Raw genomic sequence first — 21,804 nt, forward strand, 5'->3', positions numbered from 1 at the left:
CGCCCCGGAGATCGCTTCGCCCCGGAGATCGCCTCAGCCACCCCAGGGATCGACGGCCGCCGCCCCGGAGATCGCCTCAGCCACCCCGGGGATCGACGGCCGCCGTCCCGGAGAGCGCCGCCCGCCGTTCTAGAGATCGACGGCCGCCATCCCCGCCTCGTCATAGCGGTCGCCCGCCGGCGGCGGGAGCTCCGCCTCGATCCGGGCGAGGTCGTCCTTCGTCAGCTCGACGTCCACCGCGGCGGCGTTCTGCTCGAGGTACGTACGGCGCTTGGTGCCCGGGATCGGGACCAGGTCCTCGCCCTGCGCGAGCACCCAGGCGAGGGCGAGCTGCGCCGGCGTCACGCCCTTCTCGGTGGCGATCTCCTTCACCTTCTCGGTCAGCCGGAGGTTCGCCTTCAGGTTCTCCCCGGTGAAACGGGGGCCGTTGCGCCGGAAGTCGCCCTCGTCCAGTTCGTCGGGCGAGGTGAACCGGCCCGCGAGGAAGCCGCGCCCCAGCGGCGAGTAGGGGACGAACCCGATCCCCAGCTCACGACAGGTGGGCAGCACCGCGGCCTCCGGGTCGCGCGACCACAGGGAGTACTCGGTCTGCACGGCGGTGATCGGGTGCACGGCGTTCGCCCGGCGGAGCGTCTCCGCACCCGCCTCACTGAGGCCGATGTGCCGTACCTTGCCCTCCGCGACCAGCTCCGCCATCGCGCCGACGGTCTCCTCGATCGGCACGTTCGGGTCGACGCGGTGCTGGTAGTACAGGTCGATGTAGTCGGTCCCGAGCCGCTTGAGCGAGCCGTGCACGGAGCTGCGCACGTGCTCGGCCGAGCCGTCCTGCCGTCCGATGGTGCTGATGTCCCCGGGGACGGCGTCGTCCATCCGGTAGTTGAACTTGGTGGCGATCACGTACTCGTCGCGGTGCCCCTTGATCGCGCGGCCGATCAGCGTCTCGTTCGTGAGCGGGCCGTAGAGCTGTGCGGTGTCGAGGAACGTGACACCCAGCTCGAGGGCGCGCCGGATGGTCCTGATGCCCTCGTCCTCGTCGGCGGTGCCGTAGAAGGCGGACATCCCCATGCAGCCGAGACCGATGGCGGAAACCTCCAGGTCCCGGAGCCTGCGCTGCTTCATGTGCGTCTCAGCCTTTCCTTGCGATGCTGTCGTTGCTCCGCGCGTACGTGCGGAGCGCGAGGCTCACCGTGTTCGCGGCCTCGCGGCCTCACCGGCCTCCTCAGCTCCATGGAGCAGCGGATCCGCCGCGTCGGCATCCCGGGAGACGACAGGTGGCACGTCCGGGACACCGCGAGGCCGGGCGTGCACCGAGGGCGGTGTGCGCCCACGTGGCGATCGGCCGCCGGGCGTCCACCGCCCGCGCCTGTTCCCGGTGAGCCACGTCCCGCACGCTAGGTCTTCGCGTGCACTCGAAGTCAAGGCTGCGGCCGCCGCGGCCGCCTCAGCGGCCCTTGCGGCCGACGCCCGCGTACACCCAGAACTCCCGCGGGTTGTCCGGGACCGGGTCGGTCGGGTCCGGGCGCCACAGCGGCACGTGGACGAGGCCGGGTTCCACCAGGTCGAAGCCGTCGAAGAGGGCGAGGATCTCGTCGTAGGAGCGGGCGGTGACCGGCGACGTCGCCCGGGACCGGTACAGCTTGCCCACGGCGGCGGCCGTGTCCGGCCGGTCCTGGTTCGTGGCATGGCTCATCGCCAGCCAGCTCCCGTCGGGGACGGCGTCCCGGAAGGCGGCCACGAGTCCGGCCGGGTCGTCCTCGGGCGTGATGAAGTGCAGGATCGTTATCATCAGGACGGCGACCGGCTCCTCGAAGTCGATCAGCTTCCGCACCTGCGGCGAGGTGAGGATGTCCTGCGGCCGCCGGATGTCGGCGTCGACGATGTCCGCGTGCGGGTTGTCGGCGAGCAGGGATGCGCTGTGCGCCACGGCCACCGGGTCGTTGTCCACGTACACCACCCGCGCTCCGGGGCTGGCCTCCTGTGCCACCTCGTGGACGTTGCCCTGGGTGGGAATGCCCGAGCCGAGGTCGATGAACTGCCGCACCCCGGCCCCGATCAGATAGCGCACGGCCCGCCGGAGAAAGGCGCGGTTGGCCCGTGCCAGGGTGCGCACCTGGGGGTCGATGGCGGTGAACGCCGCCAGCGCTTCCCGGTCGATCGCGAAGTTGTGCTGGCCGCCCAGCATGGCGTCGTACATCCGGGCGACGCTCGCCTTGTCGGTATCGACGCCCTGCGGGAGACCCTCGTTACCGGGCATCTCAACTCCCCCCATCCACAATGATCTTGATGTTCCATCATATAGTTGCCAGCGACCACGCGGCGAGGCGATCCCCTGCCGCCCGGCCGCACCCGGCCCACCCGGAAAGGCACGACCCTGCGGAACGAAGCGCGCAGCCACTTCGGCGAAGCACCGGCGGCCGCAAGCTCGGCCCGCCGGTTCCCCTTCTCCCCCGCGGCCGACGTCATCGGCTCCGAGCTCGACCTGCACCTGACGGGCAGTCATATCGTGCACGCGCTGACGCCCGGGTTCTGCGACGCCGCATCGGTCTACCTGCTGCAGCGCTGGCTGGTCGCGGAGAACGCCTACGCCGTCGCGGATCCGCCGCAGATCGAGGCCCGCCGGCTCGCGCTGCGCGTGGGAACGGACGCGGCGGAGGACTGGGAGGGCATACTGCCGGTCGGCGAGGTGATCGTCTTCCCGCGCGAGACGCCGTACGCCCGCGCCCTGGCCACCCGGCGCACGCAACTGCTCGACGCGGTCGACGCCCACACCTCCGAGCGCCTGACCGCCTCCGGCGGCGACGAAGCCCGGATCAGCCGGCTCCTGCAGACGGTCTCCTTCCTCGTGGTGCCGCTGCACCTGCGCGGTACCGCCGTCGGTTTCGTCGTCGGCAGTCGTGGTCCGCACCGGGCACCCTTCAGGCCCGGCGAGACCGCGGCGGTCGAGTCGCTGGCCGCGCGGGCCTGCGTGGCCCTGGACAACGCACGCCGGTACGAGCGCGAGCGCCGCACCGCTCTGGCGATCCGGCGCAGCCTGCTCCCCGCCACCGCGCAGGAGTTCGAGGGCTGCCGCATCGCCCACGGCTATCTTCCCGCCGGATCCGACAACATCATCGGGGGCGACTGGTTCGACGTCCTGCCCCGGCCGGGCGGCCGTATCGGTCTGGTCGTCGGGGACGCCATGGGGCACGGTCCGGAGTCGGCGGTCGCCATGATCCAGCTGCGCACGGCCGCGCGCACCCTGGCGGGCCTCGACATCACCCCCGCCGAGCTGATGCGCCGACTCGACGCACTCGCCTGCGACACCCCGGGCGCCTCCTTCGCCACCTGCATGTACGCCGAGTGGGACGCGCAACGCCGTACCTGTACGTTCGTCGGCGCGGGTCACCCTCCCCCGCTGATCCGGGGCCCGGACGGCCGGGCAGCACCGGTCACCCTCGCCAGCGCCGGCCTGCCGCTCGGCCTCGGCACGGGCACCTACGAACCGACCGTGCTGCACCTGCCCGAGCCCGCGCTGCTGCTCCTCTACAGCGACGGCCTGGTCGAGTCCCGCCACACCGACATCGACCAGGGCATCGCCGCCCTCGCCGGCCTTCTGGACAGGTACGCCGCCGCCTCCGCCGACACCACCGGCGCGGGCGCCCTGCAAGCGCTGGGCCGGCGGCTGCTGCACGACACGCCCGCCACCGACGGCACGGACGACCGGACCGTCCTCCTCGCCGAACTGACGCCCGCGCTGGGCTGAACGACCGCGAGGCCGGTCCGGCGCCCCCGGGGTGGGTGTGGTGATGCGCCGCACGCGTGCGCGGTGACGCACCTCGCCCCGGCCGCTGAAGGGCTCATCAGCGTCTTGTGGGTGACGCGGGGCGATGGAACGCTTCCCCTCCGCCGGGACCACCCGGGGCCGGTCACGCGGAGAGGAATGGGCCGATGGAGTTGGAGCTGCGGCATCTGCGCGTGCTGTGCGCGATCGCCGATGCGGGCAGCGTGGGCCGGGCCGCCGCGGACCTCGGGTACTCGCAACCCGCCATGAGCACCCAACTGCAGCGCCTTGAGCGTCACTTCGGTGAGCAGTTGTTCGAACGAGGGTCCGCGGGCGTGCGGCTCACCCGGTACGGCGTGGAAGTCGTGGGCCGGGCCCGGGAGGTCCTGGCCCGCGTGGAGGAGATCGGGCGCCGTCCGCCGGGGAGTACGGAGAGACCGCGTCGAACCCTGCGCCTGGCAGCGACCAACTCGCCGATCCTGCCGGGCATGGTGGTCCGGGTCCGGCGCCGGCTGCCGGACGTGTCCCTCATGGTCAGCAGCGTGTACGCGTCCTCGCGGATCGTCGAACTCCTCCAGGAGGGCGTGGTGGAGGCGGCGATCGCCGCGGACTACCCGGGAAGGGAGTTGCGTCATTCGGCCGCGGTGGCGCATCGGGGGATCGTCACCGAGCCGACGTTCGTGGCCCTGCCGGCTCGCCACCGGCTCCGACACCACCCCCAGGTCGCGCTCGCCGACCTGGCGGAGGAGGGGTGGTTCGTGACACCCGACGACGGGGCGGGCTGGCCGGGAGTGTTCTACGCGGCGTGCGAGGCGGCCGGTTTCACACCCGCGGTGGTGCACGAATTCCTCGGCGACCGGCTGCAGTTGCAGCACATGATCGCCGACGGCCTCGGTGTGTCCCCGGTGCAGGCGACACTCCCGCCGACGCCGGGCGTACTCGTCAAACCCCTGACGGGCACACCGCTGTGGTGCCGCTATGTGCTGGCCTGGCGGCGCGAGAGAGTTCCCGAGGAGCTGGCCGAGACGCTGTACGTGTCCGCCACCACGGCCTACCAGGACCTCGCCGCTCGCTCTCCGCACCTGAGGACGTGGGCCTCGCGGACGTGGAGCGGGACCGCGACATAGCTCCGGCGGGAATCCGGCCGGACGCCGTGCCAGGTGTTATGGGCGATGCGGTGCGCTGTGCTATGTCACATCCCATTGTGGGGACGGTCGGCCGTTGAGAAAGTGCCTCTCACGCCTCATCACCGTCTCCGAGGCGCATCTATCCGTGAAGGAGCCCAGATGCGCTACCGCTTCGCCCTGCCCGGACGCCTGATCGGCGTCCTCGCCGTCTGTGCCGCCGTCGCCGGCCTGCTGACGACTCCGGCGCTCGCCGCGCCGCCGCAGGCCCGCTCCGGCGCCGTGACCGCATCCGGAGTCACGAGGCCGCCCGTGCCTCCGACCGGCAAAGACTTCGGCGCCCCGGACCGGGCCGTGCAGGGACGGCGGATCCCGCCGGACCGGCTCCCGCCGCTGCGAGCGGAGTCACCCGCGCATGAACCGCCTTCCGCCGCCGGACCGAAGGCGCCCGAAGCGGGGCCCTGCGCCCCCTCCGACTTCGCCCGCCGGAGCGGGTCCGCCCTCGTGGCGTTCGTCGCGACCTCGACCGTGGACTGCGTCAACAGCCTGTTCGCGGTCACCGGCGCGGACGCGCGCGCGATCTTCCGTGAGCCTCGAATGGTCACGGTCGCCGACGCCTTCACGCACGCGGCGCGGCGATACGGTGGCGACGACTCGGCCGGCATATGGCAGCTCGTCCTGTTCCTGCGGGCCGGCTACTACGTGCAGTTCAACAACCCGTCCCAGGTGGGCCCGTACGGCACGGCCCTGACCACGGCCACGGCCCGGGGTCTGGACGCCTTCTTCGCCCGCCGCCACGCGCGGGACGTCACCTCGGCGAACGGCGACGTCCTGGGCGACGTCATCGTCCTCACCGACAGTGCCGATCTGCAGGGCCGTTACCTGAACGTCTACCGCAGGGTGCTGAGCGGGTACAACAGCTCCTATGACGCCGTCGCGAGCATGGTCGCGGCCGTCAACGACGTCTACACGCCCCTGTGGCGCGGAAACTGGAACCCCGCCTATGTGGACGCGGTCACGGCCGACCCGCGCATCCTCCACACCCTCCACGCGTTCGCGCTCGGCCACCGGAACCTGCTGGGGACCGACCGTGCCTACCTGGACTCCAACGCGGGCATGAACCTGGCCCGGCACATCGAGCATCCCGTCCTGCGAGGCACGGTCCGCCCGCTGGTCCAGGGCCTGTTGAGGGCGTCCCGGATCACCGGGCCGACGGCCGGGCTGTGGGTGGCGGTGGCGACGCAGCTCGACTCCTACGACAAGGCGCACTGCTCGTACTACGGCGTCTGCGACCTCCCCGGCAGACTGGCGAAGGCGGCGCTGCCCATCACCCACGCCTGCGACGGGACCCACACCATCCGGGCGCAGGCCCTGACCGCCGCCGACCTCGACGCCACGTGCGCCGGCCTGGCCGGCCAGGACCCGTACTTCCACGCCCTCGTCAAGGACGAGGGACCGATACCCGGTCAGCACGAATCGACCGTCCAGCTCGTCGTGTTCGCCGACCGCACCGCCTACCGGACCTACGCCGGGGCGATCTTCGGCGTCGACACGGACAACGGCGGCATCACCCTGGTGGGGGATCCCGCCGACCCCCGCAACCAACCCGTTTCGATCATGTACCAGAAGGAGTCCGACGACGGCTTCACGGCCCGGATCTGGAACCTCAACCACGAGTACACGCACTACCTCGACGCCCGCGACGACATGAAGGGCGACTTCTCCCAGCAGACGGCGGTGCCGGACGTCTGGTGGATCGAGGGGCTGGCCGAATACGTCTCCTACGGCTACCGCGGCATGACCGACGACCAGGCGGTCGCCGAGGCGGGCAGGCACACCTACACACTGAGCACGCTGTTCCAGAACACCTACGCCAACAGCGACGTGACCCGCACCTACCCGTGGGGCTACCTCGCGGTCCGCTACATGTTCGAGAGGCACCCGGCGGACATCCAGCGGATGCTCGCCCGCTTCCGGGCCGGCGACTACCCGGGTGGGTACGCCGTGTACGGCTCCGGCATCGGCGCCCGCTACGACGCCGACTTCGACGCCTGGCTCACCGCGTGCGCCGCGGGCGCCTGCGCCGGTCCGGGCACGGCCGGCCCGGGGCACGGTGCCCCGCGTCCGAAGCGGTAGCGCGTCCGACGGGCCGGCCGGCGGCAGGGCGGCCGGTCGGCCCCTCGGCCGGGTCGGCAGGCCGGTCGGCCCACCGCCGGTTCAGCGGCGGAGGGCGGCGAGGGCCGTGCCCGGCAGGTGGATCCAGCCCTCGCGCGCCGCGGCGGCCCGCTCGTCCGCGGTGCGCGGCCCCACGGTGTCCCCGGTCAGGACGGCGCGGGCGACCAGGGCGCAGACCAGGGCGTCCAGATGGTCGTGGCTGTCGGCGCACCGCTCCCGGGCGGCGCCGGGCAGAGGCGTTCCCAGCCCGGCCTCGATCGAGCCGACGATGTGCTCCCGGACGGCCCGCGCCTCGGGCGTCGTTCTCTTGTAGCTGCCGGTGGGCCGGATCCCCCAGCGCCGCAGCGCGGCGGCCGGGTAGACCTCGGCGATCGGTCCGGAGCCGTCCCGGGGCACCTTCGCCCCCGTCGCCGCCAGGGCGTCCAGCAGACGTGCCGCCCGCAGCGCCACGACGCCCAGCAGATCGGTGGACACCGACAGCGGGGGCCGCATGGCGGTCGCCTTCCAGGTGATGTCGTCGGTCAGCCGGAACCGCAGCGGGTCCAGCCCGGGCCGTCCGTCCGCGTGTTCCCCGTACCCCACGGCAGGCGGCAGCCGCTCACCCCGGTGATGCGCCTCGACGGTCGCCACGAAGCTCGACGGCCAGCCGAGAGGACAGTCCAGGCCGGTCTTGTCGGCCGACCGGACCACGGCCAGCAGGCCGTCGTCCCCCTCGGGTGCGAGGAACTCCACCGTCGCCCCGGACCCGCCGTACCAGGTCATCCGGCACACGGCGGTACGCCGGGCGCTCGCGGCGAGATCGACACCGACCGTCACCGCCTGTGGTCGTATCACGTCCGGAATGGTCCCGCAGCAGTGCCCACCGGATCCACCCGCTACTCGTCCTCGGTCACCGTCAGCTCGACGCCGCCCGCGACGCCGGCCGACATGTTGTAGAGGAAGGCGGCCAGGGTCGCCAGCGCCGTGGTCAGGGCGACCTCGAGCACCGCGGTGCCGGCGGTGAGGGTGAACACCCAGACCACCGACCGCCAGGCGACCGCGCCGAGCACACTCAACAGCGCCCACAGCAGGACGACGGTCACGGTCGAGCAGACCCCCAGGGCGAGCGATATCAGGAAGCTGGTCGTCATGACGGACCAGGGATCCGCCCCCGACAGCCGCAGTCGTGCGCGGGGCCTGCGCGGCTCCGGCGGCCCCCCGGGCGGCCGTCCGCCGGAGCCTGTGCCGTCCGTGGCGCCCGGGGTCGCTCTCATGGAGTCCTCCTCACGCCTCACGAAGCCGCTCGGGCGGCCGCCGAGACGCCGCGCTTGGCCGTCGAGGCGATGTGGTGCCGGGTGATCCGGCCGACCTCGTGCCAGAAGGGTTTGGCGGTCAGATACGTGCCGAGCGCGGATAGGAAGCCCACGGAGGCGTCGACGCTGATCCGGCCCTGCTGGGCCCAGTAGACGTCGCGCAGGTCCAGGAGCAGGGCGAACTCGTCGAGGATCAGTGCGGTCCCGCACCCGTAGGCGGCCGCGACGGCGGGGTGCCCGACGGCCCGCTCGTCACCGCGTACGGCGATCAGGCCCACGCCGGCCAGGGTGACGATGCCGATGTTGTAGTGGTGCAGGTGCTCGCCGCCCACGGAGAGGTCGCCCCAGGGCAGCCATCCGCCGCGGATGCCGTGCGTGATGATCCGCACCGTGCCGAAGGTCGCTCCGAAGGAGATCCAAGTCACCAGCAACGACCGCTGGAGAGGCGTGAGATGCCGGTCCGCCGCCTGACGCCAGCGCCGCACGAGCGGCGAGCCCCGGGGACGGCTGCGGCGTTCGGTCCGAGATCCCATGGCTGAACGACCTCCCACGCCGAGAAGGGCACCCGCTGTGCGATGCCGACGCTAGGTGCGGGAATGCCGCCCTGCACCCGGAAGCGGGGCCGCGAGCAGCCCTGCACGGCGAGGACGGCGCGGCTGGAGAGCTAGTGGAGAGGGCCGATTCGGCGGGGCCGGGCGCGGGCGGCGCCAGGGAGGCCGTTCGGGTGACGCCCCGGGCCCTGCGGCCGGACGTCAGCCGGGCATCTCCCAGATGCCGCCGTCCGCCGTCACTCCGCGCAGGCCGTCGAGGGCGGCCGGCTCGACGAGGGCGGGGAGAACGGGACCGTGCAGGGACGCGAAGGCGAAGGTCCGGGAGGGGTCCCAGTCGGTGCTGTGCAGCAGGCGGCCTGACATCTGCGCCCAGCCGAGCGGCGCGGCGGCGATCACCCAGGCGTCGGGGGCCGCAGCCGTCAACCGCCGGGCCTGGCGCAGCCAGGACGCTGCCTGTTCCGGCCAGTCCACGACGGCGGTGACCTCCCTGCCGCGGGCCCGCCAGGCCGCGACGAAGGCCGCCGCGGCCGCGCGGGAGGCGTCGTCGCGGCTGTGGCCCACCGCCACCGTGCCGAGGCGCGGTCCGGCCGTGGTCAGCAAGGTCAGCAGGGCGGCGAGTTCGGCCTCGGTGTGCGGTCGGGGTCCGGGACCTGCTGCGTCCACGGCGGCGCGTGCGGGCCGGACGAGCGGGGAACGGGGCCGGATGTGCGTGCGGCGGTGATCCGGGTTCACTCCGTGCCCTTCCGCCGCGCCTTCCACTGCGCGTACCGCTCCGGCAGGCACACCGCGCACGGCCGGTATCCGGCCGCGATCGCGGTGGCCTCGTCGGCGAAGAAGACGCGCTGGTCCCGGTAGTGGCCACGGGCGAGATGGCGCAGTGCGGACGGGCAGTCCAGACGGCCGTACAGCCGGGCACCTCGGTGCCCTCCGAGCCGGCCGGGGGCCCGGCTCGGGTACGACCGGCCGTCGGCGCCGATCAGTGTGTAGGTACGGGGCCGACCGGCCATGTCACTCATGGGACGCAACACCCTCCTTCTTCTCCCTCGGGACCGGCGAGCACGCATGCCGAACCGGAATCCGGCAGCGGCCCTCTCCGCCGCGTACGGCACCCCCGGCCACTGTGGCAGCCGGACCGGCCGGGGTGCCGGCGGAATCCGGACGCCGTGCTCTCTTCGTGGGCTCACACGCCGCGCGGGAGGAGAGCCCCTCCAGTGGCACTTCAGCGGCCGACGGCAGAGTGGGTCCGCGCCAAGGCACCTCCACCGGGCGAAGGAGAATTCGTCGTGCGCATTGCCGTGACCGGTTCGATCGCCACCGACCACTTGATGGTCTTCCCCGGTCGCTTCGCCGACCAACTCATCGCCGGACAGCTCGAACAGGTGTCGCTGTCCTTCCTCGCCGACACGCTCGACATCCGCCGCGGCGGGGTGGGCGCGAACATCGCGTTCGGCCTCGCGCGCCTCGGGCTGCGTCCCGTGCTGGTGGGAGCGGCCGGGAGCGACTTCGCCGACTACGGCGACCGGCTGCGGGAGGCCGGGGTCGACACGGCGTCCGTCCGGATCAGCGAGGCGCTGCACACGGCCCGCTTCGTGTGCACGACCGACCGCGACCAGAACCAGATCGCCACGTTCTACGCCGGAGCCATGGCCGAGGCCCGCGAGATCGACCTGGCCGAGGTGCGGCGCAGGGTCGGCGGACTGGATCTGGTCCTGGTGGGCGCCGACGATCCGCAGGCCATGCTGCGGCACACCGCCACCGCCCATGACCTGGACGTGGATCTGGCGGCGGATCCCTCCCAGCAGCTGGCCCGGCTCGACACCGCACAGACCCGGCGCCTGGTGGAGGGAGCGCGTTGGCTGTTCACCAACGCCTACGAGGGCGCGCTGTTGCGGGAGCGGACCGGCTGGAGCGAGCGGGAGGTCCTCCAGCGCGTCGGCACCTGGGTCGTCACTCGCGGCGGCGACGGCGTGTCGCTCCTGTCGAGGGGCGCGCCCCGGCTGGACGTGCCCGCCGTGCCCGCCGGATCGGTCGTCGATCCCACCGGCGTGGGCGACGCCTTCCGGGCCGGCTTCCTCGCCGGTGTCGCCCGGGAGCTGCCCCTGCGGCACGCGGCCCAACTGGGCTGCGCACTGGCCACGGTGGTGCTCGAATCGCTCGGCACCCAGGAGTACAAGCTCCCCGCCGGGGACCTGGCCTCGCGCATCGAGGAGGCCTACGGGACCGCCGCCGCGCGCACCGTCGAGCCCCTGCTGGCGAGCTTGTCCTGAGCCGCCCGGACAGGACGTCATCCACCACACCGACCCGGCGGCACGAAGCCGGACACCCCGCACCGGAGGCCGAGATGACCACGCTGCGCGAGATCCTGGCGAGCGGGCGGCGCACCTACTCCTTCGAGTTCTTCCCACCCAAGACCGCCGCCGGCACCCACGCCCTGTGGGAGGCCGTCCGCCGCGTCGAGGCGCTGGAACCCACCTTCGTCTCCGTGACATACGGCGCGGGCGGCTCCTCACGGGACCGGACCGTCGAGCTGACGCGGCGTATCGCGGCCGAGACGACCCTGCGACCGGTGGCGCACCTGACCGCCGTCGGCCACTCGGCGGCCGAACTGCGCCACATCATCGGCCGGTACGCGGATGCGGGCGTCCGTGACGTACTGGCCCTGCGCGGCGACCCGCCGGGAGACCCTCAGGGCCCCTGGGTCCCGCATCCGGACGGCTTCACCCACGCGCACGAACTCGTCACGCTGGTCCGGAAGTCCGGTGACTTCAGCGTCGGCGTGGCGGCCTTCCCCGAACGCCACCCCCGCTCGCCCGACTGGGACAGCGACATCGAGCACTTCGTCGCCAAGTGCCGCGCCGGCGCGGACTACGCCATCACGCAGATGTTCTTCCGTGCCGAGGACTACCTGCGGCTGCGCGACCGGGTCACGGCCGCGGGATGTGACACCCCGATCATCCCCGAGATCATGCCCGCCACCGACGTCCGCCAGATCCGCCGCTTCGCCGAGCTCAGCAACGCCACCTTTCCCGAGGACCTCGCCCATCGGCTGGAAGCCGTCCGCGACGACCCCGCCGAAGGACACCGCATCGGTGTCGGCCACGCCACCGCCCTGGCCGAACGGCTGCTCGCCGAGGGCGCCCCCGGGCTCCACTACATCACCCTCAACCGTTCGACCGCGACGCTGGAGATACACAGGAACCTGACGGGTGCCGCGGTCCGGTCCCTGGCCCTGCCCTGACGCGGCGGCAGCGGCCCGGCCGGGCCGCCTCTCGGCGCGCCACGCGCCAACGGGGGTCATGCCGCGCCGAACCATCGCGTCAGCGCCGAGCGCAGCGTGTGAACGTCGTCCCGCCGTCCCCGGGCGGACCAGGCGACGTAGCCGTCCGGGCGCACCAGCAGGCCGTCCGTACCGATGTCCGCGTCCGCCGTGGCCGCGACCACCTCGACGCGTCCGGCCCAGGGGCGTGCGCACCGGGCGAGTTCCGTACGCTCGCCGAGGACGAGCAGCACCGGACGTGCCGAGCGCTGCAGTTCGGCAAGGGTGACGGACTCGTCGCCGGTCTTCAGCCGCACGTCGGGAGCGAATCGGCCGGCCAGCGGGTCCTCGGGCGCACCGAGGTCGTACACGATGTCGGTACCGCTGATCATGCCTCCGAGGTACTGGTTCACCTCGCCGAAGTGCATCAGTGCGGCGAACAGTTCGCGCAGCTCGTCCATGCGCGGGTCCGGGTCCATCAGGGCCACCTGGGCGCGGACGTTGTGCAGGACCGCCTCCGCCACGGGGACGCGTTCCGCGGCGTAGGTGTCGAGCAGTCCCGGCGGTGCCCATCCGTGCACCTCGGCCGCGAGTTTCCAGCCGAGGTTCACGGCATCCTGCAGCCCCAGGTTGACCCCCTGCCCGCCGGCCGGGAAGTGCACGTGGGCGGCGTCCCCGGCGAGGAGCACGCGGCCCGCCCGGTACCGTTCGGCACGCAGCGCGGCGTCGCTGAAACGGGTGAGCCGGCGTGGGGAGTCCATGGGGACCGGGCGACCGGCGATCCGCTCCACCTCCGTGCGGAACTCCTCGAGTGTGACGGGGGCGTGGCGGTCGGGGTGCGGACCGCGGAAGTCGTAGGTGCACACGCGGCTGAGGCCCAGGGGGTCGAGCCACACCAGAGTCCAGCCGCGCTCGTTGCGCTGCCAGCCACGAGGGGCCCCGACCGGGTCGAGGAGGCGTACCTCACCGATGAGCGCGGCGACCCGGGCGGGTGTGCCGGTGAACGGGATGCCGACGAGTCGGCGCACGGCGCTGCGAGCGCCGTCCGCGCCCACCACCCACGACGCGGTCAGCTCGCGCCGTCCGCCGCGGCCGTCGTCCACGGTGAGGCGCACATGGTCGCCGGCGTCCTCGAGCCCCACGAGCTCGTTGCCGCGCCGGACGACGGCCCCCAGGCGCTGGGCGTCGGCGCCGAAGACCTCCTGAGCCCAGACCTGCGGACTGCCGATCATGACGGGACCTTCGTCCACGACACGGGCCAGGTCGAGATCGAACATGCCCGCGAAGTGGAAGGGGACGGGGCCGTGGACCCGCCGGGAGGCGGGACGCCCGGGCTGCACCGCCTCGAGGAGCCCACGGCGGTGCAGCGTCTGAGCCGTACGGGCGTGGAGCGTGCCCGCCTTGGGCTCGTCGGTGGGTGCCGGGAGTTTCTCCAGGACGGTGGTGCGCACGCCGAGCAGGGCGAGCTCCCTGGCGAGCAGCATGCCGACGGGCCCGCCTCCGACCACGATGACTTCGGCGTCGACGGCTGTGGTGCGGTTCACCGGCATCGGCGATCTCCCGTGAGGCGGCCTCGTGGGCGCCCCGGCTCTCCGACCGCGCCCCTCCACCGGGGGAAACCCCGGAAACGGCCGCCGGGTTGCACGGATCAGGAGCCGGGCAGCCGGACGGACTGGCGGTGCCGGAAGACGTTCCTCGGGTCGTACTTCTTCTTGACCTGCTGCAGGCGGGGGTAGTTGCCCTTGTAGTACAGCTCGTACCACGGCACCGACGAGGTGTTGTACGCCGGGTCGCTCAGGTCGGCGTCGGGGTAGTTGACGTAGCAGCCGTCGGTCACCTCGTTGGGCACCGGCACCCCGCCGGTGTCGGCGTACATGTCGGCGTAGAACTCCCTCAGCCAGCGCACGCATCCCGCCTCGTCGGCCGGATCGGTCCACCAGATCATCCAGGCCAGCTTGAAGGTCGCGGCGCGGTGCGCGGAGGCGGTGGCGGCCGGGGCCACGGTGCCGACCCTGCCGCCGTAGGAGGAGAGCATCACCGATGCGGTGGGATTGCCCAGGTCCTCGCGGGAGAGGTGCCGGTGGAGCGCGGCGATCTGCCGGTCCGGGAATCCCTGGCGCATGTACGCCGACTTGAAGTCGCTCTTGTTGGTGGGGTCGTTCGTCGTGGGATTGGCCGTGCCGAGGTAGCGGGCCGCCTGCAGCCACGGCAGGCGGCGCGGCTCGGCGAACTGCGGCAGCGGCCCGACCTCGCCCATGCGTGTGGTGGCCGGGCCGCGCTTGACGCCGACGCCCTCGCTCACTGCCGCGATGAAGTCGTCGTGCAGCGCGCGGGCGCCCGGAACCGTGGCGTCCACGTGCGTGATCAGCCCGAGGGACCCGTTGGAGCGGTGGTTGAGCGAGAACAGGCTGCAGACGGCGGCATTCGGGTCCTCGGCACCGCTGTGTGCGACGTGCCAGGCGCCGTAGTTGTGCACCAGGCGGCCGAAGTCGCGCTGCGTCAGATCGCTCCACGGCCAGGAGACGGCGCTCACCAGGACCTCGGCGGGCGGAGCGGGCAGCAGGGTGTCGGGGCGTGTCCCCGCGGTGCCGGGGCTGCGGAACCAGTAACGGGTGACGACGCCGAAGTTGCCGCCGCCTCCGCCGGTGTGGGCCCACCACAGGTCACGGTGGGGATCGTCCTCCTCGCGGGTCGCCACCACGGTGCGTGCCTTGCCCGCGGCGTCCACGACGACCACCTCGACCGCGTACAGGTGGTCCACGACCAGCCCGAGCCTGCGGCACAGCAGTCCCCAGCCGCCGCCGCTGACGTGCCCGCCGGCGCCGACCTGGAAGCACATCCCGGCCGGGATCGTCACCCCCCAGGTGCGGTAGAGCCGTTCGTAGACGTCAAGCAGCTGGGCCCCCGGCTCGACGAAGAAGGCCTTCATCGCCGGGTCGTGGTCGACCTGCCGCATGGCGGACATGTCGATCACGTTCTCGACGTCGGGGCTGAAGACGAAGTCCTCCCAGCAGTGGCCGCCGCTGCGGACGGTCAGACGCTTGCCCTCGTCCACCGCTCTCTGCACGGCCTCGACCACCTGGGCGGCGTTCTCGACCACGTACACGGCTTCCGGACGCCCCACGTACCGCTGGTTCCAGCCGCGGACCAGATCGACGTAGCGCCGGTCGGCCGGGGTGACGACGACCGGAGCACCGGACGGCTTGCCGCCCGCCGCCACGGCGGAACCGTCCGTGCCGCCCAGGGGCAGCAGCGTCGCCCCACCGAGTGCGGCGCCCGACGTGAGCACACGGCGACGCCCGATCGCCTCTCCACGTCCGTCCCCGTTCCGCATCATCCCGCATCCCCTCCTGAAGCACATCGGTGCGAGCGACGCTAGAAACGGGCCCCGGCCGCGGCACTCCGAATCTTGCGCATTCGTCCGGGACCTCTCCCCGCAGGCGGCCGGAGATCCGCTTTGGCTCGATTCTTCAGTGACCCCTGCAACAGTGCAGCCATGGAGCCGCGCCGCCACCCCCACGTCTCGGGGGCGGTTCGGGGTGGCGGCCGTGAGACCGCCGTCCGACCCCGGAGGGCTCCCGTCCGATCCCTTTGACCAGGAACGGAGAGGTGTGTCATGTCGAACATGCCGCTCACCGGGAAAACGGTGCGCCTTGCGAGACTGTCCCGGCCTGGTGACGGCCGGTTCCTGTTCGTCCCCCTCGACCATTCCGTCTCCGACGGTCCGGTGGCCAGTGCCGCCGGGTTCCGTGACCTCGTGCGGGACATCGCCGCGGGCGGTGCCGACGCGATCGTCGTGCACAAGGGCAGGGCCCGCATGATCTCACCCGAGCTGCTGAAGCGGTGCTCCATGGTGGTGCACCTCAGCGCGAGCACGGCCCACGCTCCCGACACGGATGCCAAGGTGCTCGTCGGCGATGTGGAGGAGGCGGTACGGCTCGGCGCCGACGCCGTCAGCGTGCACGTCAACATCGGTTCCGACACCGAGGCGGAGCAACTGGCCGACCTCGGCACGGTGGCGGCGGCCTGCGAGCGGTGGGGCATGCCGCTGATGGCCATGATCTATCCGCGTGGTCCGCGCGTGGTCGACCCGGCCGAACCGGGCCTGGTCGCGCATGTGGTGAACATCGCCGTCGACCTCGGGGTCGACATCGTCAAGACCGTGCTGGCCGCCCCTCCGGAGCGGATGGCCGAGGTGGTGGCGTCCTCGCCTCTCCCGGTCGTCGTGGCCGGCGGCAGCGGCACAGACCGGGACCTGTTCGCGTTCGCGGCGTCGGCGCTGGACGCCGGGTGCAGTGGACTCGCCGTCGGGCGCCGGGTCTTCACCAGTCCCTCGCCCGAGAAGACCGTCCGTGAACTGGTCGCAATCGTCCATGACCGCGCGCCCTCCACCGGGGCGGCGCCGCAATCCGAGATGGCAGGTGTGCTGTGAAGTTTGCCTGGATCGACCTTCGTTCCGTGCCGGCCGACCGGCGTGAGGCGGTGGCCGACGCCGCGATCCACGCGCGCGTGGACGCCATCGTCGACAGCGACCCCGAGCGGCTCTCCACGTTGCCGAAAACGGTCAAGCGGGTGCTCCTCCCCGGCGCCGGACCGGTGCCGCAGGAGACCGAAGGGCTGATCGTCCTGCGTGAGGCCGCGCACGCCGACGCCCTCGGCGAACTGGAGGCCCGTCACCGGGCCGGCGAGCCGGACACGGCGGCGCTGGTGCACGTCACCGACGACCCGACGCTCAGGCTGGCCTGCGACGCGGCGCGGACGTTGCCCTACACGGTCGTGGAGTTCAAGGACCCGACGAAGATCCCGCTGGAGATCGTGATCGCGGCGGCCGACAGTTCGCCCGGGCAGCTCATCTGCCGGGCGGCGGACATCGAAGAGGCACGCATCATCGTCGACGTGCTGGAGAAGGGGTCCGAGGGCGTCCTCATGGCGCCCAAGGACGCGGGCGACGTCTTCGCGCTGATGGAGATGCTCCGGCAGCGGACACCCGAACTGCAGCTTTCGAAGCTGACCGTCGACTCGATCGAGCACCTCGGGCTCGGTGACCGGGTGTGCATCGACACGTGCACCCACTTCGAGAAGGACGAGGGCATGCTGATCGGCAGCTACGCCCACGGCTTCGTGCTGTGCGTGAGCGAAACCCACCCGCTGCCGTACATGCCCACCCGGCCCTTCCGGGTCAACGCGGGCGCCCTGCACTCGTACGTGCTGGGTGCCGACAACCGCACGAACTACCTCAGCGAGCTCAAGGCGGGCAGCCAGGTGCTGGCCGTCGGCGCCGACGGGCGCACCCGGCGCATCGTGGTCGGCCGGATCAAGCTCGAGTCCCGTCCGCTGCTGGGCATCAAGGCCACCTCGGAGGAAGGCGTCGAGGTCAGCCTGATCGTGCAGGACGACTGGCATGTGCGGGTGCTCGGCCCGGGCGCGGCCGTGCTCAACGTGACGGACCTGAAGCCGGGTGACCAGCTCCTCGGCTTCGTGGCGACCGACAAGCGCCATGTGGGCTGGCCGGTCGGCGAGTTCTGCGTCGAGAAGTAGATCCGTGCCGCCGGGGCCGCCCGCGGCGTGGGCGGCCCCGGACGGTGCGGGACGTCGTCAGGGGGAGCGATGAGTGAACGGTCCTGGTGGGGAGCCGAGTTGCTCGACCAGGGTGGCTCGGACGAGGTCTGGGCGGCAGGCGGGGAAGAGGTCACGTTCGGCACCCTGCGCAAGGAGACGGCGTGGATGGCCGGGGCTCTGGAGAGCCACGGCATCCGGTCCGGCCACACCGTGGCCCTCCACGGCGGTCCGAGCTTCACGCAGCAGTGGGCGATCCTCGCCCTGTGGTCGCTCGGCGCGCAGGTCGTGCTGTTGGACCCCCGGCTCGACGACCTGGAGCGTGCGGCCCTGCTGGAGCTCAGCGCTCCGCAGTTCGTCGTGTCCCTGGGCGGGCCCCGCGACCCGCTGGACCAGTTCACCGGCGAGTGCGAGGTGTTCGTACGCCGCATGCGCGGCGGCCGCCCCGCGGTCACGAGCCACTGCGTGGTGCAGTTCTCCTCCGGGACGACCGACCGGCCCAAGGCCGTCGGCCGTACACCCGAGTCACTGCTGACCGAGCTGGACCGGCTGCGGAACCTGCCCGGCATGCCCGTGGCCGGCGAACGCGTGGCGGTGCTGGAACCCGTGTCGCACTCCTTCGCACTGATCGGCGGGGTGCTGCACGCGCTGGCCGCGGGGGCGACCGTGGTGTTCCCGGCGGGCCGGCAGCCACAGGCCGTCGTGCGGGCGGCCGCCGGGGCCGACGTCGTGATCGGCAATCCCCGGCACTTCGACCGGCTCGCAGCCGCGGACGAGGGGGTCGCCCTTCCCCGGCTGCGGCTCGCGGTCTCGGGCGGGGACATGCTGTCGCGCACCACGGCCGAGGCCTTCCGGCGCAGGTACGGGATACCGGTCGGACAGGCGTACGGCACCACCGAGACCGGGATCGTGGCGACGGACCTGCAGGGCCGGTTCGGGTGGCCGTACATCGGCCGGCCGGTGCCGGGTGTCCGTACCCGCGTGGTCGGGCGCGTGCTCGAGGTCCACGTTCCGCAGTCCCCCTATCTGTACGAGGAACAGCGCTGGCCCGGCGGCTGGATGTCCACCTCCGACCTGGTCACCGTCGACGCCGGGACCGGGGCGTTGCGGCTTCGCGGCCGGGTCCAGGGCGCCGACGGCCCCACGTCCGTGGACCTGCTGGAGATCGAGTCCGTGCTGCGCTCGCACGAGCACGTCACCGACGCGGTCGTGGTCAACTCCGAACTCATCGAAGCGCACGTCGCGAGCACGGCCGGCCTGGACGGGCGTGAGCTGCGCTCGTGGTGCCGGCGACTGCTCGGCGACGCGCGCGCCCCCGACCTGTTCCATGTGGTTCCCGCGCTGCCCCGCACCGCCAACGGAAAGGTAGTTCGCGATCCCCGCAGGCTGCGGCGGTCCGTGTCCGGCACGCGCCCGGCGGCCTCGGTCGGCGGTGAGCGATGACCGAATCCGCGTACAGAACCGACGAGGAACGCTGGCGTGCGGTGCGTGACCGTGACGAGGGGGCGGACGGCCGGTTCTGCTATGTGGTGCGCACCACCGGCGTCTACAGCAGACCCTCGTGCGTCGTCCGGCTGGCGCGCCGGGAGAACGTCATCTTCTTCTCCACCGTGGACGAGGCACGTGCCGCCGGGTTCCGGCCCTGCCGGCGCTGCCACCCCGACGAGCCGGCCCAGCACGCACTGTTCGCCGAGGCGGTGCACCGGGCGTGCCGGCTCATGGACGAGTCCGTCCATCCCCCGAGCCTCGACGACCTGGCCCGCACCGTCGGCTACAGCCGGTTCCACTTCCACCGGATGTTCAAGGCGTTCACCGGGGTCACCCCGCACGTCTACCTCACGGCGGAGCGCGCCCGCCGGGTCCGCAGCGAACTGGCGCGTGCCGGGAGGGTGTCGGACGCCATCTACAACTCGGGGTTCAACTCCAACGGACACTTCTACGCCGTGTCGGCCGAGTTGCTGGGCATGACGCCGAAGTCGTTCCGTTCCGGCGGACGCGGCACGGTCATCCGCTGGACGGTGTCCCCCAGTTCCGTCGGCCCGGTCCTGGTCGCCGCCACGGACAAGGGCGTCTGTGCGGTGCTGACGGACGACGAACCCCCTCACCTGCGACAGCGTCTGGGCTCCCTCTTCCCCCACGCGGAACTGGTGGGCGGTGACGTGGCGTTCGACGCGACGGTCACCGAGGTGCTGCGCCGGGCCGAACTGCCGTCTCTGGCCCGCGGTCTGCCGGCCCGGATACGGACCGTGGCCCTCGGCGAGCGGATACGCCAGGCGATGCGGGACAACGGCACGGTCACCGGCCCGGAGCCCGCGGACCGGGCCACCGCCCAGGCGGGCTGACCCCGGCAGCAGTGCCGCCCCGGCGCCCGGTCCTGGTCGCGGACCGCGCGCGGGGTTGTGGACGCCGCCGGGGACGGGTGGGTCACCGCGGTGTCTCCGCCGCCGTCCCCCGGGCAGTGGGACGGGCCGGGTCGGCGACGCTTCGTGCGTTCCGGGGTCATGGTCGCCTCGGGCGCGGCCGTGAGGGGGGCCTACGCGTCCGCGGGCGCGCCCCGGCCTTCTCGTGGCCGACCGGGCGCGAACGCCGCCCGGCCGTCCGCGCCCGGTCGGCGCAGGTGCCGGCACGCGCTGCCTCGGGTGCCCGGGTCCGGGCCGCTCCCGCCCTGGCCGTGACCGGGCTTCCCGGGGCCTCCCTCCGCACCACCCGGCCCGGCCCCGGCGGCCGCTCATCGCGTGGTCCCTCCCGTCCTCCCGGCCCTGTGCACCGGACGGCTCACACCGGTCGGGGAGTCGGCGGGCGGGACCGGAGCGCGCAGAAAGCGGGTCGCCCAGGTCGCGGGCAGTGCGGCGGCACAGATCAGCAGAGCCACGAGCACGGAGTCGGAGGGGCCGCCGCGGCCCACGGCGGCCCCTCCGACAAGGGCGCCCACGGCGATGCCCGCGTTGACGGCGGAGGCCGGCAAGGTGCCCGCGAGGTCGCGTCCCGGGCCGGCCAGGGTGGCGACCCGGTACTGCAGGGAGGGCACGAGACCGAAGCCCACCAGCCCCCACACGGCCAGAGCGAGGACGACGGCCACCGGGACGGCGCCGCTCAGGTGGATCACACCGATGGCCAGCACCAGGGCCGCGTTGGCCGCGACCAGGGTCCAGGAGGCGCTGCGGTCGGCGGCCCTTCCGCCGACGAACGTACCGACGGCCGTGGCGGCTCCATACACGAAGAGGTAGAGGCTGACCAGGCCACCGGTGATGCCGGTGACGTCTTCCAGGAACGGCGTGATGTACGTCAGGGCGGCGAACTGCCCGCCGAGCAGGAGGAACCCCACGCCGAGCACGGCGAGGACCCGGGGGGCGAAGGCGTAGCGGGCCTGTGCGGCCAGGCCGCCGTCGCCGCCGTGGCCGGTCGCCGGGATCAGCAGCACGGTCGCGGCCAGGGCGACGGCACCGAGCACCGCGAGCGAGGCGAAGGCGGTCCGCCATCCCAGGTGCTGTCCGACGAGCGTTCCCAGTGGCACGCCCAGCGCCGTGGAGACCGCGACGCCGCCGAACACGACGGAGATCGCCCGGCCCACCCGTTCGGCCGGAACGAGGCGGGCCGCGACGGTGAAGGCCACTCCGAGGAACAGTCCCTGCAGGGCGCCCGTGACCGCGCGCAGGCACAGCAGTACGCCGAATCCGCCGCCCAGGGCGACGAGCCCGTTGCCGAGGACGTGGCCGCCGAGCGACAGCCACAGCAGCGGGCGGCGGCCGCAGCGGATGGTGAGCGCGGTCAGCAGCGGTCCGCCGATGCAGATGCCCAGGGCGTAGGCGGTGACCAGGGCGCCGGCTTCGTCCACGGACACGCCCGCGTCGCGGGCGATCAGGTTGAGCAGCCCGACGACCAGCAACTCGGCGCTGCCCATGACGAACGTGCTGAGGAACAGCGAAGCGAGCGCCGGTCCCGTGCGGGTCCGGGCCGGCTCGGACCGCGGCTTCGTGGTCATGACGGTGTCTTCCTCGGGGGTCGGATCCCCGGCCGCGTCGTACGGCGGGGGGGGGGGGGGGGGGGGGGGGGGGGGGGGGGGGGGGGGGGGGGGGGGGGGGGGGGGGGA

General features: G+C 72.9%; 19 protein-coding genes. 9 read left to right on the top strand and 10 right to left on the bottom strand.

Annotated features, from left to right (window positions below; all coding sequences use genetic code 11):
* Window positions 1–129: 129 nt before the first annotated feature.
* Together ACZ4SW_RS11590 and ACZ4SW_RS11595 are read right to left on the bottom strand one after the other, a co-directional pair.
* The gene (locus ACZ4SW_RS11590) at window positions 130–1,119 is read right to left on the bottom strand and encodes an aldo/keto reductase (protein WP_468241110.1); all 990 of its coding nucleotides are present in this window, start codon (window positions 1,117–1,119) and stop codon (window positions 130–132) included.
* 322 nt (window positions 1,120–1,441) lie between these two features.
* Entirely contained in the window at window positions 1,442–2,254 is an 813-nt protein-coding gene (locus ACZ4SW_RS11595; RefSeq protein ID WP_468241112.1) for an SAM-dependent methyltransferase, read from the bottom strand.
* Between the two features lie 45 nt (window positions 2,255–2,299).
* Here ACZ4SW_RS11595 and ACZ4SW_RS11600 point away from each other — a divergent pair, with 45 nt between their 5' ends.
* The 3 genes from ACZ4SW_RS11600 to ACZ4SW_RS11610 all read left to right on the top strand — a co-directional run bounded on the left by ACZ4SW_RS11600 (window position 2,300) and on the right by ACZ4SW_RS11610 (window position 7,020).
* Window positions 2,300–3,742 (top strand): PP2C family protein-serine/threonine phosphatase, encoded by a 1,443-nt coding sequence (locus ACZ4SW_RS11600; RefSeq protein WP_468241114.1) that lies wholly within the window; start codon window positions 2,300–2,302, stop codon window positions 3,740–3,742.
* 185 nt (window positions 3,743–3,927) lie between these two features.
* Entirely contained in the window at window positions 3,928–4,887 is a 960-nt protein-coding gene (locus tag ACZ4SW_RS11605) for a LysR family transcriptional regulator (RefSeq protein WP_468241117.1), read from the top strand.
* Window positions 4,888–5,046: 159 nt separating this feature from the next.
* On the top strand, window positions 5,047–7,020 hold the full coding sequence (locus ACZ4SW_RS11610; protein WP_468241119.1) for a collagenase: 1,974 nt from the start codon (window positions 5,047–5,049) through the stop codon (window positions 7,018–7,020).
* An 81-nt stretch (window positions 7,021–7,101) separates the two neighbouring features.
* Here ACZ4SW_RS11610 and ACZ4SW_RS11615 read toward each other — a convergent pair whose 3' ends face one another.
* The 5 genes from ACZ4SW_RS11615 to ACZ4SW_RS11635 form a co-directional block, all read right to left on the bottom strand.
* On the bottom strand, window positions 7,102–7,893 hold the full coding sequence (locus ACZ4SW_RS11615) for a DUF429 domain-containing protein (protein WP_468241121.1): 792 nt from the start codon (window positions 7,891–7,893) through the stop codon (window positions 7,102–7,104).
* Window positions 7,894–7,934: 41 nt separating this feature from the next.
* Window positions 7,935–8,312, bottom strand: coding sequence for a DUF3566 domain-containing protein (locus ACZ4SW_RS11620; protein WP_468241123.1), 378 nt, complete (start codon window positions 8,310–8,312; stop codon window positions 7,935–7,937).
* 17 nt (window positions 8,313–8,329) lie between these two features.
* A complete protein-coding gene (locus tag ACZ4SW_RS11625) occupies window positions 8,330–8,884 on the bottom strand; it encodes a hypothetical protein (RefSeq protein ID WP_468241126.1) in 555 nt (184 codons plus the stop codon).
* Between the two features lie 219 nt (window positions 8,885–9,103).
* On the bottom strand, window positions 9,104–9,634 hold the full coding sequence (locus tag ACZ4SW_RS11630; RefSeq protein ID WP_468241128.1) for a hypothetical protein: 531 nt from the start codon (window positions 9,632–9,634) through the stop codon (window positions 9,104–9,106).
* Window positions 9,631–9,918, bottom strand: coding sequence for an Ada metal-binding domain-containing protein (locus ACZ4SW_RS11635; protein ID WP_468241130.1), 288 nt, complete (start codon window positions 9,916–9,918; stop codon window positions 9,631–9,633). The genes ACZ4SW_RS11630 and ACZ4SW_RS11635 overlap by 4 nt, the downstream gene beginning before the upstream one ends.
* Window positions 9,919–10,185: 267 nt before the next feature.
* Here ACZ4SW_RS11635 and ACZ4SW_RS11640 point away from each other — a divergent pair, with 267 nt between their 5' ends.
* Window positions 10,186–11,169: a carbohydrate kinase family protein gene (locus ACZ4SW_RS11640; RefSeq protein WP_468241132.1), complete on the top strand. Its 984-nt coding sequence runs from the start codon at window positions 10,186–10,188 to the stop codon at window positions 11,167–11,169.
* 74 nt (window positions 11,170–11,243) lie between these two features.
* A complete protein-coding gene (gene metF / locus ACZ4SW_RS11645; RefSeq protein WP_468241134.1) occupies window positions 11,244–12,140 on the top strand; it encodes a methylenetetrahydrofolate reductase [NAD(P)H] in 897 nt (298 codons plus the stop codon).
* A gap of 56 nt (window positions 12,141–12,196) precedes the next feature.
* Here metF and ACZ4SW_RS11650 read toward each other — a convergent pair whose 3' ends face one another.
* Together ACZ4SW_RS11650 and ACZ4SW_RS11655 are read right to left on the bottom strand one after the other, a co-directional pair.
* Window positions 12,197–13,708, bottom strand: coding sequence for an FAD-dependent monooxygenase (locus ACZ4SW_RS11650; RefSeq protein WP_468241137.1), 1,512 nt, complete (start codon window positions 13,706–13,708; stop codon window positions 12,197–12,199).
* Between the two features lie 98 nt (window positions 13,709–13,806).
* Window positions 13,807–15,495, bottom strand: a complete 1,689-nt coding sequence (locus tag ACZ4SW_RS11655) for an FAD-binding oxidoreductase (RefSeq protein ID WP_468241139.1) — start codon at window positions 15,493–15,495, stop codon at window positions 13,807–13,809.
* Between the two features lie 288 nt (window positions 15,496–15,783).
* Here ACZ4SW_RS11655 and ACZ4SW_RS11660 point away from each other — a divergent pair, with 288 nt between their 5' ends.
* From ACZ4SW_RS11660 to ACZ4SW_RS11675, 4 genes are all read left to right on the top strand, one after another.
* On the top strand, window positions 15,784–16,590 hold the full coding sequence (locus ACZ4SW_RS11660) for a 2-amino-3,7-dideoxy-D-threo-hept-6-ulosonate synthase (RefSeq protein WP_468241266.1): 807 nt from the start codon (window positions 15,784–15,786) through the stop codon (window positions 16,588–16,590).
* On the top strand, window positions 16,587–17,696 hold the full coding sequence (locus ACZ4SW_RS11665; RefSeq protein ID WP_468241141.1) for a 3-dehydroquinate synthase II family protein: 1,110 nt from the start codon (window positions 16,587–16,589) through the stop codon (window positions 17,694–17,696). The genes ACZ4SW_RS11660 and ACZ4SW_RS11665 overlap by 4 nt, the downstream gene beginning before the upstream one ends.
* A gap of 69 nt (window positions 17,697–17,765) precedes the next feature.
* Window positions 17,766–19,157: a class I adenylate-forming enzyme family protein gene (locus ACZ4SW_RS11670; RefSeq protein ID WP_468241143.1), complete on the top strand. Its 1,392-nt coding sequence runs from the start codon at window positions 17,766–17,768 to the stop codon at window positions 19,155–19,157.
* The gene (locus ACZ4SW_RS11675; protein WP_468241145.1) at window positions 19,154–20,056 is read left to right on the top strand and encodes a bifunctional transcriptional activator/DNA repair enzyme AdaA; all 903 of its coding nucleotides are present in this window, start codon (window positions 19,154–19,156) and stop codon (window positions 20,054–20,056) included. The genes ACZ4SW_RS11670 and ACZ4SW_RS11675 overlap by 4 nt, the downstream gene beginning before the upstream one ends.
* A gap of 386 nt (window positions 20,057–20,442) precedes the next feature.
* Here ACZ4SW_RS11675 and ACZ4SW_RS11680 read toward each other — a convergent pair whose 3' ends face one another.
* The gene (locus ACZ4SW_RS11680) at window positions 20,443–21,696 is read right to left on the bottom strand and encodes an MFS transporter (protein WP_468241148.1); all 1,254 of its coding nucleotides are present in this window, start codon (window positions 21,694–21,696) and stop codon (window positions 20,443–20,445) included.
* Window positions 21,697–21,804 lie beyond the last annotated feature (108 nt).

It is taken from the genome of Streptomyces sp. NPDC028331, from assembly GCF_055565775.1.

Excerpts from the sequence above, each read along its gene's own strand:
- ACZ4SW_RS11590 (WP_468241110.1), bottom strand. The coding sequence starts at position 1,119 with ATGAAGCAGCGCAGGCTCCGGGACCTGGAGGTTTCCGCCATCGGTCTC.
- ACZ4SW_RS11595 (WP_468241112.1), bottom strand. The coding sequence starts at position 2,254 with ATGCCCGGTAACGAGGGTCTCCCGCAGGGCGTCGATACCGACAAGGCG.
- ACZ4SW_RS11605 (WP_468241117.1), top strand. The coding sequence starts at position 3,928 with ATGGAGTTGGAGCTGCGGCATCTGCGCGTGCTGTGCGCGATCGCCGAT.
- ACZ4SW_RS11610 (WP_468241119.1), top strand. The coding sequence starts at position 5,047 with ATGCGCTACCGCTTCGCCCTGCCCGGACGCCTGATCGGCGTCCTCGCC.
- ACZ4SW_RS11620 (WP_468241123.1), bottom strand. The coding sequence starts at position 8,312 with ATGAGAGCGACCCCGGGCGCCACGGACGGCACAGGCTCCGGCGGACGG.
- ACZ4SW_RS11625 (WP_468241126.1), bottom strand. The coding sequence starts at position 8,884 with ATGGGATCTCGGACCGAACGCCGCAGCCGTCCCCGGGGCTCGCCGCTC.
- ACZ4SW_RS11635 (WP_468241130.1), bottom strand. The coding sequence starts at position 9,918 with ATGAGTGACATGGCCGGTCGGCCCCGTACCTACACACTGATCGGCGCC.
- metF (WP_468241134.1), top strand. The coding sequence starts at position 11,244 with ATGACCACGCTGCGCGAGATCCTGGCGAGCGGGCGGCGCACCTACTCC.
- ACZ4SW_RS11650 (WP_468241137.1), bottom strand. The coding sequence starts at position 13,708 with ATGCCGGTGAACCGCACCACAGCCGTCGACGCCGAAGTCATCGTGGTC.
- ACZ4SW_RS11655 (WP_468241139.1), bottom strand. The coding sequence starts at position 15,495 with ATGATGCGGAACGGGGACGGACGTGGAGAGGCGATCGGGCGTCGCCGT.
- ACZ4SW_RS11660 (WP_468241266.1), top strand. The coding sequence starts at position 15,784 with ATGCCGCTCACCGGGAAAACGGTGCGCCTTGCGAGACTGTCCCGGCCT.
- ACZ4SW_RS11670 (WP_468241143.1), top strand. The coding sequence starts at position 17,766 with ATGAGTGAACGGTCCTGGTGGGGAGCCGAGTTGCTCGACCAGGGTGGC.
- ACZ4SW_RS11675 (WP_468241145.1), top strand. The coding sequence starts at position 19,154 with ATGACCGAATCCGCGTACAGAACCGACGAGGAACGCTGGCGTGCGGTG.
- ACZ4SW_RS11680 (WP_468241148.1), bottom strand. The coding sequence starts at position 21,696 with ATGACCACGAAGCCGCGGTCCGAGCCGGCCCGGACCCGCACGGGACCG.